The organism is Bradyrhizobium sp. CCBAU 25360, assembly GCF_028128695.1.
Classification (GTDB): Bacteria; Pseudomonadota; Alphaproteobacteria; order Rhizobiales; family Xanthobacteraceae; genus Bradyrhizobium; species Bradyrhizobium ottawaense.
Window position 1 is genome coordinate 892,794 of the sequence record NZ_LBJA01000045.1, and the last position, 11,765, is coordinate 904,558.

The 11,765-nt window shown below is 63.3% G+C and carries 13 protein-coding genes and 1 pseudogene; 11 read left to right on the forward strand and 3 right to left on the reverse strand.

What is annotated here, in order from left to right:
- Positions 1 to 51 precede the first annotated feature (51 nt).
- From glk to XH81_RS38480, 3 genes are all read left to right on the forward strand, one after another.
- A complete protein-coding gene (gene glk, locus XH81_RS38470; protein WP_028144594.1) occupies positions 52 to 1,053 on the forward strand; it encodes a glucokinase in 1,002 nt (333 codons plus the stop codon).
- A 151-nt stretch (positions 1,054 to 1,204) separates the two neighbouring features.
- Positions 1,205 to 1,408, forward strand: a complete 204-nt coding sequence (locus XH81_RS38475) for a hypothetical protein (protein WP_028136378.1) — start codon at positions 1,205 to 1,207, stop codon at positions 1,406 to 1,408.
- A 143-nt stretch (positions 1,409 to 1,551) separates the two neighbouring features.
- Positions 1,552 to 1,707 carry a hypothetical protein gene (locus tag XH81_RS38480; RefSeq protein WP_162832271.1) on the forward strand — a complete coding sequence of 52 codons (156 nt, stop codon included), beginning with the start codon at positions 1,552 to 1,554 and terminating at the stop codon, positions 1,705 to 1,707.
- Between the two features lie 110 nt (positions 1,708 to 1,817).
- Here the strand turns inward: XH81_RS38480 and XH81_RS38485 are convergent, their stop codons facing one another.
- A complete protein-coding gene (locus tag XH81_RS38485; protein WP_028144593.1) occupies positions 1,818 to 2,195 on the reverse strand; it encodes a response regulator in 378 nt (125 codons plus the stop codon).
- 111 nt (positions 2,196 to 2,306) lie between these two features.
- Positions 2,307 to 3,089: a Spy/CpxP family protein refolding chaperone gene (locus XH81_RS38490; protein ID WP_028144592.1), complete on the reverse strand. Its 783-nt coding sequence runs from the start codon at positions 3,087 to 3,089 to the stop codon at positions 2,307 to 2,309.
- Between the two features lie 470 nt (positions 3,090 to 3,559).
- Here XH81_RS38490 and XH81_RS38495 point away from each other — a divergent pair, with 470 nt between their 5' ends.
- From XH81_RS38495 to XH81_RS38520, 6 genes are all read left to right on the forward strand, one after another.
- A complete protein-coding gene (locus XH81_RS38495) occupies positions 3,560 to 4,900 on the forward strand; it encodes an ABC transporter substrate-binding protein (RefSeq protein ID WP_028144591.1) in 1,341 nt (446 codons plus the stop codon).
- 140 nt (positions 4,901 to 5,040) lie between these two features.
- The gene (locus XH81_RS38500) at positions 5,041 to 5,979 is read left to right on the forward strand and encodes a carbohydrate ABC transporter permease (RefSeq protein ID WP_028144590.1); all 939 of its coding nucleotides are present in this window, start codon (positions 5,041 to 5,043) and stop codon (positions 5,977 to 5,979) included.
- The gene (locus tag XH81_RS38505; protein ID WP_028144589.1) at positions 5,979 to 6,890 is read left to right on the forward strand and encodes a carbohydrate ABC transporter permease; all 912 of its coding nucleotides are present in this window, start codon (positions 5,979 to 5,981) and stop codon (positions 6,888 to 6,890) included. Before XH81_RS38500 ends, XH81_RS38505 begins: the two co-directional genes overlap by 1 nt.
- Positions 6,891 to 6,896: 6 nt before the next feature.
- Positions 6,897 to 7,997, forward strand: coding sequence for an ABC transporter ATP-binding protein (locus XH81_RS38510; protein ID WP_028144588.1), 1,101 nt, complete (start codon positions 6,897 to 6,899; stop codon positions 7,995 to 7,997).
- A 34-nt stretch (positions 7,998 to 8,031) separates the two neighbouring features.
- Positions 8,032 to 9,021: a hydroxyacid dehydrogenase gene (locus tag XH81_RS38515; protein ID WP_028144587.1), complete on the forward strand. Its 990-nt coding sequence runs from the start codon at positions 8,032 to 8,034 to the stop codon at positions 9,019 to 9,021.
- A gap of 168 nt (positions 9,022 to 9,189) precedes the next feature.
- Positions 9,190 to 9,681, forward strand: a complete 492-nt coding sequence (locus XH81_RS38520; protein WP_028144586.1) for a hypothetical protein — start codon at positions 9,190 to 9,192, stop codon at positions 9,679 to 9,681.
- 64 nt (positions 9,682 to 9,745) lie between these two features.
- On the opposite strand, the gene XH81_RS38525 is transcribed toward XH81_RS38520, so the two are convergent.
- Positions 9,746 to 10,243, reverse strand: a complete 498-nt coding sequence (locus tag XH81_RS38525; protein WP_028144585.1) for a DUF1993 domain-containing protein — start codon at positions 10,241 to 10,243, stop codon at positions 9,746 to 9,748.
- A 126-nt stretch (positions 10,244 to 10,369) separates the two neighbouring features.
- Here XH81_RS38525 and XH81_RS38530 point away from each other — a divergent pair, with 126 nt between their 5' ends.
- The gene (locus XH81_RS38530; protein ID WP_028144584.1) at positions 10,370 to 11,149 is read left to right on the forward strand and encodes a transporter substrate-binding domain-containing protein; all 780 of its coding nucleotides are present in this window, start codon (positions 10,370 to 10,372) and stop codon (positions 11,147 to 11,149) included.
- 247 nt (positions 11,150 to 11,396) lie between these two features.
- Positions 11,397 to 11,765: pseudogene (locus XH81_RS38535) on the forward strand (DUF2147 domain-containing protein); the annotation flags it as partial.

An 11,765-nucleotide genomic window follows, 5' to 3' on the forward strand; every position in this document is an offset into this window, starting at 1 on the left:
GGACTGGAGGACAGGGTTGTCGTGCCGCAAGGCGGCGGCAGCCACGGAGTCATGAATATCGGCAAGACAGGACAGATACTTCTCGCCGATATCGGCGGCACCAATGCGCGCTTCGCGCTGATCCGGAGCGAATTGGACCGCGGCGACCTCGGCAACGGCGACCAGACCGGACCGATCGACTATGTGAAGGTCGCCGACTTCCCGACCGTTCGGGAAGCCATCGTGGACGTGCTGGCGCGCCGGTCCGGCGGCGAGCAGCCGCAAAGAGCCGTGCTGGCCGTGGCGGGTCCCGTCACCAACAACCGCTGCGTCATGACCAACAGTCCCTGGGTCATCGACGGCAACGAGCTGCAGCCGGCTCTCGGCTTCGACAGCGTCCATGTGCTCAACGATTTCGAGGTGGTGGCCTGGTCCCTGCCCGCCTTGCGGCCTGCCGATCTGATCCCGCTCGGCGGACAGGATGGCCTGCCCGGCGAGCCGTTGCTGGTGGTCGGCCCCGGAACCGGCTTTGGCGTCTCGTGTCTGGTCGAACGCCATGGCGCGCGCCTCGCCGTCGTCACCGAGGCCGGACATGCGACCCTGCCGGCGGAGAACGAGCGCGAGGAACGTGTGATTGCGTGCTTGCGCCGACGCCTTGGCCACGTCTCCATCGAGCGTGGCGCGCTCTCGGGTTCCGGGCTGCAAAACCTCTACGAAGCCTTGGCTGAGGTTGACGGCGCCCAGGTGCCGCACCGCGACGCTGCCGCCATCACCAAGGTCGCGCTGGAAGGCACCTGTCCCGTCAGCCGCGCGACGCTGGAGATGTTTTGCGCCATCCTTGGGTCGGTCGCCGGCAATCTCGCGGTGACGTTCGGTGCCCGCGGCGGCGTCTATGTCGCCGGCGGAATCGTGCCGCGCTTCCCCGAGTTCCTTCTCGCTTCTGCGTTCCGGGCGCGCTTCGAAGCCAAGGGGCGCTTCCAGGACTATCTGCGCAACATCCCGACCAAGCTCGTGACCAAGCCAGACGCGAGCTTCGTCGGCCTGAAGATGTTCGCCGACTCCAATCCAAACTGAAGTCGGTCGTCCTCCCTGCTCATGGTTCCATTAATACACAGCTGATTGCCGCGCACACGCGGTTCCACGCAGGAACGTGCTTGCTTGCGTGTTCCGGATGAGAAACAATCCTGCCGTGTGTTTGTGTGTGGCGTAGTTGCGGGGGCGTGACATGCGTAAGCAGGATTTGGGTTTCGACTACCACCGCTATCATCGCCTGCTGAGCGAGGCGGATGACGAAGACAAGCGGCTGGCCCTGATCGACTTGCTGATCGAGGAAAAGGCGCGAGACCGGCTGGCCGCCCAGCGCGCTTCGGACCGCGCGGCCATGACGGCCCACACCATTGCCAGGGTGCTGAAGAACGGCCGCAACTGAGACTTGCAATCCGGCCCGCGACGCCGGAGAACGCGGGATCCAATTGGGATTCCGTTAAGGATGCCCCGCAATCTGACGTCAAACTTTTTGCTCTAGGGTTCCCTCACCTGATGCAATTCAGGGTCAAACAAGGGGGCAATGACATGAGCATGATTTCGATCGCCGCGATGCCGGCCGTCGTCGAAACGCGTTTCGCCGATTCGTCCTTCAAGACCATCTTGCTGTTCTGCTGCACGGGCCTGGTCGCCTCGTTCGGCCTGATGACGTACGGCATCGACCTCGGCGCCGGCCTGATGTGAGACCGCGACAAATTCCGCCGCCAGATGGCCGCCCCCGACGGGCGGCCATTTTCGTTGGGCTATCTCAGTGCGGCGTCTTCGCCGTCACCAGTGCGGCGCCTTGCCGTCACTCAGTGCGGCGCTTTGACCGGGGCTCCCGGAAACATGGAATCGATCATCGCCTTGAGCTGATCCATTGCGATCGGCTTGCGCAGGATCGGCCTGCGCCGGAGCAAGGACGGCAGCAGTTCGGGACCGTACCCCGTGGCGAACATGAACGGCTTTCCGCGACGTTCGATCAGGTCGGCGACGGGATCGACGTAAACGCCCATCAGATTGATGTCGAGGATGGCCATATCGTATTGCGCGGTCATGGCGAACGCGCTTGCGTCCCGGACATTGTCCGCTTCCGCGACGACGTGGTGGCCGAGTTCCACCACCATGTCGGCGATCATCATCCGGATCAACGCCTCGTCTTCGACCAGGAAAACGGAGAGTCCGTCCGCCATATCAACCCCGCAGTCAGCTTGCCAAACTAATCATAACTCAATTGCGGAGAAGATTCACGAATTCGTGGCGGGCGCCGTTAATTCACACGCGCCCGATCCGATTCAACTTGATCAATCCAATCCCCGCTCGTGGCTCAGCCGCACCATCTCCTGAATGAAGACCTGCTTCTGCTTGTCATCGAGGCTCGAAAACAGCGGCTCGGCGGCGTCGGCGACATTGCGCTGGTCGGCGGCGCGGTCGATCAGGAACTGCGCCTCGTTGCGCATCTGCTCGATAATGTCGTCGGGCGGATCCCGCTTGGCGCGCGCAACCCGCAAGTTGAGCCGCTCTGCACCATTATGCCCAAGGTAGTGCATTGCGCTCGAGAAGCCGTACCAGTGCTTCTCCTGATCAGCCGTGAGGTTCAGCTGAGTCTTGATCCGCTCGATATAGGAATCGCTGTTGGCGACGATCTGCTCGGCGGTCTGCTGCGGCGCGCCGGTCTGAGTGAGGACGGTGACATCCTTATTGTCCTTGCCCTGCGGTGCGTTCTTGGCCTCCTTGCTCGCCTTGGCGCCCTTGCCTGCCTTGGCGCCCTTTGCATCCTTGTCCTTGGCCGCGCCCTGTTGCTTGGCGTCCTTGCCTGCATCCTTGGCGGCCGGGGCCTGATTGCCATTGTTGTTGCCGACGCCGAGCACGCCGGTGAAAACGCCGACCACACCGCCGATTGCACCGCCGAGCACGCCACCGACGGGACCTGCCGCCTTGTTTCCGGCCGCCGCGCCGTCCTGAACGCCTTTGACCAAGCCTTGAGCTTGGGCCATTGCGGCCGCACCGAGCAGCAGCGTAAGCACGGCCCCCAGCGCAAGCCATCGCCGCATGTGAAGCCGCGCAGACGGCGCCGGGTTGATCATTCTCGTCTCCATCGTCGATCTGACTGGCCTGGCCTGTTAGGGCGGAGTCACCCGCCAGCTGCAACTCTATCGTTTCCGCCGCTTCGCGGTCCAGACGCAGCCGAATGCTGTCCACGTCCGAAAAGTCTTTCGCGCGAAGCGGTTATGCAGGCTTATTCGAAACTGCGGCGTAATTGCGCACGGATCGTTCGGGGCCGGTTCACGCGAAGTGTGCGTCGCAAAACAAACGATCGCAGCTCACGACCGGCACAGCGATGCCGCGTTCGGGGACGCAACGTTAGTTCTAGGCGCGAGACGTTCGGCTTTCTCGACAGACGCGGTCAATCATGATCTGATCGCGCTACCAATTTGCTGCGGCCTGCGTGAATTGTTCACTCGGGCCGATGGCATCAATAAGAAAATCCAACAAGAGCTCGGAAAAGAAGTCTTAGAGGAAACTCCAACAACAAACACCCAGGCGAGGAAACGAGATGTCACGCAAGACACTGACGCGACGTCAATTTGTGGCTGCCACTGCAATGTCCTCCGCGGCGCTGATCACAGCGCCCTATGTCCGGGGCGCTTACGCCGCCGGCAAACTCTCGATCGGCTTCTGGGACCATTGGGTGCCGGGCGCCAACAAGGCCTCCACCGATCTCGTCAATGAATGGGCCGCGAAGGAGAAGGTCGAAGTCTCCATCGACTACATCACCAGCAACAACAAGAAGATCGAGCTGACCGCCGCGGCCGAAGCCCAGGCCAAGTCCGGTCACGACATCCTCCAGATGCCGAGCTGGTGGCCGCAGGCCTATTCGGAGAATCTCGAGCCGCTCAACGACGTCATGGAGCCGCTCCTCAAGCAGAACGGTGAGGTGAACGGCACCGTCAAATATCTCGGTCAGTCGGGCGGCAAATGGCTCGCAGTGCCCGCGACACCCGGCAGCCAGATCAAGGGTCCCTGCTCCCGCATCGACCTGATGAAGAAGCATGCCGGCATCGACGTGCAGGAGATGTACCCGGCCGGCGGCCCACCCAAGGTCGAGAACTGGACCATGGAGTCCTTCCTGAAGGCAGCCGAGGCTTGCCACAAGGCCGGCGTTCCGTTCGGCATCGGTCTCGGCGAGACCACCGACAGCGTGGACACCGCCGGCGCGATCTTCCAGTCGTTCGGCGCCGAGCTCGTCAACGCCAAGGGCGACATCACGGTGAAGACCGATCAGGTTCGCCAGGCCATGGAGTTCTACAAGAAGCTGATCGCCTTCCTGCCACCGGATGCGCCGTCCTGGGACGACGCGTCGAACAACAAATGGCTGATCTCCGGCCGCGGCGCGATGATCCTCAATCCGCCGAGCGCCTGGGCCGTCGCCAAGCGCGATGCGCCACAGGTCGCCGAGCAGTGCTGGACGCACGGCTTCCCGTCCGGTCCGAAGGGCCGGTTTGCGCCGTACCTGCCTTACTTCTGGGGCGTCTGGAGCTTCGGCAAGAACAAGGAAGCGGCCAAGAGCCTGCTCATTCACATGTCCTCGCCATCGTCGATCGAGAAGTTCGTCGCGGTGAGCGGCGGCTACGACCTGCCGGCCTACGCCAATATGACCAAGCTCAAGACCTGGGCCGAGGAAGGACCGCCGCAGGGAACGCTGTTTCACTATCCCGACCCCTACAAGCATCAGACGCTGTCGATCGCGGCGTCCCCGGCACCGCCCAAGATCGCGCAGCAGATCTATTTCCAGGCGACGCTGACCAAGATGGCGCTGCGTTTTGCACGCGGCGAGACCATGGATCAGGCCCTCGCCTGGGCCGAGGGCGAGTGCGAAGGCTTCATGCGGAGCTAGCCGGGGTGTGCGGGCGGTTCACGCCATCTGCGTGAGCCGCCTGCATCCCGTCATCGGATTCGCATGGCCGGGAAGCCGACCCCAATGGCCGGCTTCGAGGTGGACAAAGAAGTAGATAGAGCTGATTCAAGGAAGCTGAGATGGCCGATGTCGTCGTCGAGCAAGGTCGCGTCGCCCGTGCAAGGGGCGCGCGGAAGGGATCAAGCCTGCGCAACGCGCTCGGGCGAAAATCGACGGTGGCGTTCTTCCTGACGCTGCCGCTGATCCTTCTGATCGTCCTGCTCGTGCTCTATCCCGCCTTCTACTCGGTTTACCTCGCGACCCTGAACAAGGCGATGACGAAGTTCGTCGGCCTCAGCAACTTCACCTTCCTGTTCAAGCGCGAGACGTTCTGGATGGTGGTGCGGCAGTCCTGCATCTTCGCCATCACCGCGGTGGTCTTCAAGGCGCTGATCGGTTTCATCGTCGCGCATTTCGTCCACAACATTCCGGGCAAGAAGCAACGCAAATGGCGCGGCATGCTGCTGGTGCCCTGGGTGATTCCGCCGGCGATGAGCACGCTGGCCTGGCTGTGGCTGTTCGACCCCTCCTACAGCGCCTTCAACTACACGCTGTCCTTCTTCGGCGTCGGTCCGATCCCCTGGCTCGGCGACACTTTCTGGGCGCGCTTCTCCGTCATCCTCGTCAACGTTTGGTACGGTGCGCCGTTCTTCCTGATCATGTATCTGGCCGCGCTGAAATCCGTGCCCGACCAGCTGTACGAGGCCGCGGAGATCGACGGCGCCAATTGGTGGCAGAAGATCTGGCACATCACTTTGCCGATGATGCGCAACATCATCGCCATCACTACCTTGTTCTCGCTGATCGTCACCTTCGCCAATTTCGACATCGTGCGCATCCTGACGTCGGGCGGCCCGCTGGATACGACGCATCTGTTCGCCACCTGGGCGTTCCAGGTCGGCATCCAGAGCAGCGACATTCCGCTCGGCGCCTGCGTCTCCCTGTTCATGGTGCCGATCCTGGCGGTCGCTGCGATCTTCATCCTGCGCGATGTCAACAAACGCGGAAACGAAGCCTGATGAGCACGCTCGCAATCGATAAGGCCGGACCGTCCCGCAAGGTCAAATACGGCAGCATGAGCCGCGACCGCATCTGGGCGCTTCGCTGGTCCTATTTCTTCCTGGTGCTGTTCGCCATCTTCTTCCTGACGCCGCCGGTCTACATGCTGATCACCTCACTCAAGAGCAGCGCGGAGATCTCGGCGGCAACCAACCCCTGGTGGGTGTTTCATCCGACGCTATCGAACTATGTCGAGCTGTTGAGCTCGAACCAATTTCTGCGCTTCTTCTGGAATTCGTCGATCATTTCGATCATCGTGGTGATCGTGACCATGATGATCAGCATCCCCGCGGCCTTCGCGCTGGCCCGGATGAAGTTCTGGGGCTCGGCGACGCTGGCCACCGGCGTCTTCCTCACCTATTTGATTCCGGACAGCCTTCTGTTCATCCCCCTGTTCAAGGTGCTCGGGATGGTCCAGGACCTGACCGGCATCACGCTGCTTAACCGATGGTACGTGCTGGTGTTCATCTATCCGACGCTGACAGTGCCATTCTGCACCTGGATCATGATCGGCTATTTCGCCTCGATCCCGAAGGAGCTGGATGAGGCGGCCCTCATCGATGGCGCCTCCTGGCTCCAGACGCTGACGCGGATCTTCATTCCCGTCGCGCTGCCCGGCCTGATCGCCGCCACCATCTTCGCCTTCACGGTGTCCTGGGCGCAGTTCCTCTATCCCCTGGTGTTCACGACATCGGTGGATCAGTTGGTGCTGCCGGTCGGCATCACCACCACGCTGATCAAGGGCGACGTCTTCAACTGGGGACAGATCATGACCGGCGCGCTGCTCGGCGCTGCGCCGCCGCTGGTCATCTACGCCTTCCTGATGGACTACTACATTGCCGGCCTGACCGCCGGCGCGACAAAGGGTTGATGTCTGATGGCTGACGTTGCATTGCGGAAGGTAGTTAAGCGTTACGACGACGTCGAAGCCGTGCGCGGCATCGATCTCGATATCGCCGACCATGAGTTCATCGTCCTGGTCGGCCCCTCTGGCTGCGGCAAGTCGACGACGCTGCGCATGATCGCGGGGCTCGAGGACATCAGCGACGGCGACATCATGATCGACGGCGACGTCGTCAACGACGTGCCGCCGAAAGACCGCGACATCGCGATGGTGTTCCAGAACTACGCGCTCTATCCGCACATGACGGTCGCCGAGAACATGTCGTTCGGGCTGCGCCTGAAGCACTATCCCAAGGCCGAGATCAAGGCGCGAGTGACGGAAGCCGCCCGCCTGCTCGACATCACCGACCTGATCGACCGCAAGCCGAAGCAGCTCTCGGGCGGCCAGCGCCAGCGCGTCGCGATGGGCCGGGCCATCGTGCGCAACCCGAAGGTCTTCCTGTTCGACGAGCCGCTGTCCAATCTCGACGCCAAGCTGCGCGTGCAGATGCGGATCGAGATTAAGAAGGTGCACCAGAAGGTCCGCACCACGACTGTGTACGTCACCCACGACCAGGTCGAGGCGATGACCTTGGCCGACCGTGTGGTAGTGATGAACAAGGGCAAGATCGAGCAGATCGGCACCCCGAACGAGCTCTACCACAAGCCGGCCACGCGCTTCGTCGCCGGCTTCATCGGCTCGCCCGCCATGAACTTCATCCCGTGCCGGCTCGAGGACGCCGGCGGCACGCTCCAGATCCGGCTCACCGACCGCATCGCGTTCGCGCTGCCGCCGGCCCGCGCGGCGCGCTACAACGCGCTGCCGCGCACCGACAAGCTGCTGCTCGGCCTGCGGCCCGAGCATCTCACTGAGTCGCATGCGCATCTGGGGCCGGGCGTCGAGAGCTTCGACACCGTGCTCGACGTCACCGAGCCGATGGGAATGGAGACCCTGGTCTATTTCGGGCTCGATGGCACGCCGATCTGCGGCCGCGTCGATCCCAACGCCGGCGCCAAGGACGGGGCACCCATGCGTTTGGCGATGGACCTCAATAACATGCACCTGCTAAACGAGGCGACCGGCGTCGTGTTGTGACGCCGGTCCAAGAAACTCGCGCAGGCAGGGGACGATGGCGACCAACAAGAAGAAGATTTTCATTACACAAACTTTGTCGCAAGGGGCACGCGCCCTCCTCACCCAGCGGGACGATATCGAGCTCGTCGAGTTTGCGAACCTAATCTCGGCAAAGGACTTCGAGGCCTTGCTGAAGAGCCATGCGCCGGTCCATGGCGTGGCGCTCGGCGCCACCGCCTTCGGCGAGACCGAGCTCGAGGCGTCCAAGGACATGAAGGTCGTGACCCGCATCGGCGTCGGCTACGACGCCGTCGACGTGCCCGCCCTCTCCCGCCGCAAGGTGCCGCTGATGGTCGCGGGCAGCGCCAACTCGCCCTCGGTCGCCGAGCAGGCGCTGTTCATGATGCTGACGCTGGCCAAGCGCGCGAACGAGTTGCACGCCTGCGTCAAGGACGGCAAATGGGCCGACCGGCTCGGCATGCTGCCGTTCGATCTCTACGGCAAGACCGTGCTGATCATCGGCTTCGGCCGCATCGGCAGCCGTACCGCCAAGCGGTGCCTGGCGATGGAAATGACCGTGCAGGTCTACGATCCCTACAAGCCAGCCGCCGAGATCAAGGCCGCCGGCTGCGAGCCTGTCGCCGACCTCGACGCCGCGCTGCCTCACGCCGATTTCGTCACCATCCACTGCCCAAAGACGCCGGAAACGGTCGGCCTGTTCGATGCGGCGCGGATCCGCCGGATGAAGCCGAAATCCTATCTCATCAACACCGCGCGCGGCGGCATCGTAAAGGAAGCCGCGCTGTACGACGCCCTGGTCTCCGGCAAGCTCGCCGGCGCCGGCATCGACGTGTTCGAGGTGGAGCCGCCGCCGGTCAGCAACGCGCTGTTCGCGCTGCCCAACGTCATCATCGCCCCGCACGTCGCCGGCGTCACGGTGGAGGCGGTGAGCCGGATGAGCGAGCAGACCGCGCGCAATATCCTGAGCGTGCTGGACGGCGATCCCATCAGGCAGAACATCATCAATCAGGACGTGCTGGGCTGAACAAGCCGAAGGCGGGCGGATTAATCTACCCGCCTTCGGAAGGCCAGAATGCGTCCCATTTTGGTGCAGATCGAGCCCCAACTCAGCCTTAATCAAACGCGCCTAATGTTCCCGGCCGCGGCGGCAGTGGGACAGACTGGCCGGCCGCGTCGAGCTGGAGGATGGACCTTGTCAGAGATCGACCCGACCGACCACGCGCTGGCGACCATCGCCAGCATCCTGGAGCACCCCGAGCCCGTCCTCGTCGTCCGCCACACCGAGACCGAAATCGTGGTCGCCGGCGAGCGTGAGCATGTGGCTTCCGACGAGCAGGCAGTCATCGACGAACAGCCGGCTCTCGACGAGCATCCGGTCGTCGAGGAACAGCCGCTGGTGCCGGAGCACACCGATGCCGACGGCTACAGCAAGGTCGGGCCCGGGCCCATGGTGGCGATCCGCCTGAAATGGACGGTCCATCGCGGCGATGACGGCCAGTATTACGTCCACGAGACCATCGGCGAACAGTCCACGCCCGTGGTCAGCGGCCCCATGACCAGCGAGGCCGCGGTACATTTCGTCGACGTCCAGCAGGACGAGGCGAACAGGCGCTTCGAGCAGCTGCGCAGCGAGATCGCCGGCCGCAGCTCGCTCGCCGATTACGAGCGCAAGGGCGAAGCCTAGCGCTCCGGCCGGAGGTCTCGGTACACCTTTCCCGAAGGGAGAGGTGTACGCCGAGCCTCGGCAACTACTTCCTTCCCAGATAATCCTTCTTCACGAGCTCGACGCCTGCGTGCCGCAGCAGGTCGTAGGCCGTCGTGACGTGAAAGAAGAACTGCGGGACACTGAACGTCAGCAGCAGCGCGCGCCCGGTGAAGGGCAGCTCGGTCCCGTTCTTCAGCCTGAAGAAGACATTCCGTTCCGCCGCCGCATCGATCTCCGCGCGCGGCAGGCTTTCGATGAACTCGATCGAGGTTGCGATCCGCGCCTGAAGCCCGGCCATGTCGTGCTCCAGCGCCGGCAGCGCCACCGGCTCGAGCTCCGCCAGCAAGGCCGGGGCGACCACCGCATGCCGGCAGGCCTCGCCGACCTGCTGCGCCAGATCGTACATGTTCGGGGCCAGCCGCATACCGAGCAGAACGGCCGGATTGAACTTGCGGGTCTCCGCATACGCCACACCCTTGTCGAGCAGCCCCGACAGGTTGCGCAAATGCGGGACGAAGAGGCCGACAGAGGCCTCGTACATCGAGATCGTCACGTCCAGATTCCCTTCAATTCCATCTCGCCAGCGACCGGCATCTGGTCTAAATCCACCCCTCAAGGGCGGCACAATGACAGCTCGCGCAGGGGTGGAAAAGAGATGATCGTTCGGATGGCTGTTCGAATCGTGGTGGCTGCGGCCGTGGCGTTGCTGGCAAACCTTTCGGCTCACGCGCAGCAGGCGCCCTCGCGCCTCGACGAGATCGTCAAGCGCGGCACCTTGCGCGTCGGCATGACCGGCGACTACAAGCCTTTCACCTATCTGGACAAGGCGACGCAGCAGTTCAGCGGCTTCGATGTCGACATGGCGGAGTCACTGGGCAAGGCGCTCGGAGTCAAGGTCGAGTTCGTGCCGACGGCCTGGCCGAAGCTGATGAAGGATTTCGAGGCCGACCAGTTCGACGTCGCCATGGGCGGCGTCTCGGTCACGTTCGATCGTCAGAAAAAGGGATTCTTCTCGACGCCGATCATGCGCGAGGGCAAGACGCCGATCACGCGCTGCGCCGACGTCGGCAAGTACCAGACGCTTCCTGATATCGACAAGAAGGGCACCCGCGTGATCGTCAATCCCGGCGGCACCAACGAGCGCTTTGCGCGTGCCAACATTAAGGACGCCGAGATCAGCGTTTTCTCCGACAATACCGTGATCTTCGACGAGATCGCCAAGGGCAACGCCGATCTGATGATGACGGACGCCTCCGAGACGCGCTACCAGCAGAAGCAGCACGCCGGCGTGCTCTGCGCGGTGCATCCCGAAAAGCCGTTCGACTTCTCCGAGAAGGCCTATTGGCTCCAGCGCGACATGGCGTTGAAGGCCTTCGTCGACCAATGGCTGCACATTTCCATGGAAGACGGCAGCTACAGGAAAATCTACGCCGCCTGGTTCGATTAGAGCGTTTTCGGACGAAGTGGGTACCGGTTCGCGCAACGAGAGCCCCGTCCCGATTGCGTCGGAACTGAATGGGCTCCAGCCGCGTCCTCCTGTCGCTTGCCCCCGCCAAACTTTGGACCGGCTGTTGGCCTATTGAACCCGGAACCGCAGGACGACGACTCATACCGTGACAGTGATCTAGATCACTTTTTACGATCGAGCCGGCGCGTAAGCGTCGGTGCGGGGACCACCTTTTCAGGAGATGGAAATGAGGAAGCTGTTGGCCACGGCCGCATTCCTTTTGGCGAGCACCGCTGCGCAGGCGCAGTACACCTTCGAATATGGCGGGCGCACCATCCGCATCGACCCGGACCGCGGCACCGTGCAGATTCCGGGCGTGTACGACAACACCGGCCAGGGCAAGGCGAAGAAGGCCAAGAAGAACGAGACCACCCCGGGCCAGCAGGCGCCGCAGCAAGCCACCGTCGAGCCGCAAACGCCGGCTGCGCCAGCTCCCGCTCCTGCGCCGGTCGCCCCGCCGCCAGCGGCTGCGCAGGCGCCTTCGCCTGTCCCCGCCGCCGTAGCCCCCCCGCCGCCTGCTCTGCCTCCGGCCGCGACCGCCAGCAATGCGCCGGCC

Excerpts from the sequence above, each read along its gene's own strand:
- glk (WP_028144594.1), top strand. The coding sequence starts at position 52 with ATGAATATCGGCAAGACAGGACAGATACTTCTCGCCGATATCGGCGGC.
- XH81_RS38475 (WP_028136378.1), top strand. The coding sequence starts at position 1,205 with ATGCGTAAGCAGGATTTGGGTTTCGACTACCACCGCTATCATCGCCTG.
- XH81_RS38480 (WP_162832271.1), top strand. The coding sequence starts at position 1,552 with ATGAGCATGATTTCGATCGCCGCGATGCCGGCCGTCGTCGAAACGCGT.
- XH81_RS38485 (WP_028144593.1), bottom strand. The coding sequence starts at position 2,195 with ATGGCGGACGGACTCTCCGTTTTCCTGGTCGAAGACGAGGCGTTGATC.
- XH81_RS38490 (WP_028144592.1), bottom strand. The coding sequence starts at position 3,089 with ATGATCAACCCGGCGCCGTCTGCGCGGCTTCACATGCGGCGATGGCTT.
- XH81_RS38495 (WP_028144591.1), top strand. The coding sequence starts at position 3,560 with ATGTCACGCAAGACACTGACGCGACGTCAATTTGTGGCTGCCACTGCA.
- XH81_RS38500 (WP_028144590.1), top strand. The coding sequence starts at position 5,041 with ATGGCCGATGTCGTCGTCGAGCAAGGTCGCGTCGCCCGTGCAAGGGGC.
- XH81_RS38505 (WP_028144589.1), top strand. The coding sequence starts at position 5,979 with ATGAGCACGCTCGCAATCGATAAGGCCGGACCGTCCCGCAAGGTCAAA.
- XH81_RS38510 (WP_028144588.1), top strand. The coding sequence starts at position 6,897 with ATGGCTGACGTTGCATTGCGGAAGGTAGTTAAGCGTTACGACGACGTC.
- XH81_RS38515 (WP_028144587.1), top strand. The coding sequence starts at position 8,032 with ATGGCGACCAACAAGAAGAAGATTTTCATTACACAAACTTTGTCGCAA.
- XH81_RS38525 (WP_028144585.1), bottom strand. The coding sequence starts at position 10,243 with ATGTACGAGGCCTCTGTCGGCCTCTTCGTCCCGCATTTGCGCAACCTG.
- XH81_RS38530 (WP_028144584.1), top strand. The coding sequence starts at position 10,370 with ATGGCTGTTCGAATCGTGGTGGCTGCGGCCGTGGCGTTGCTGGCAAAC.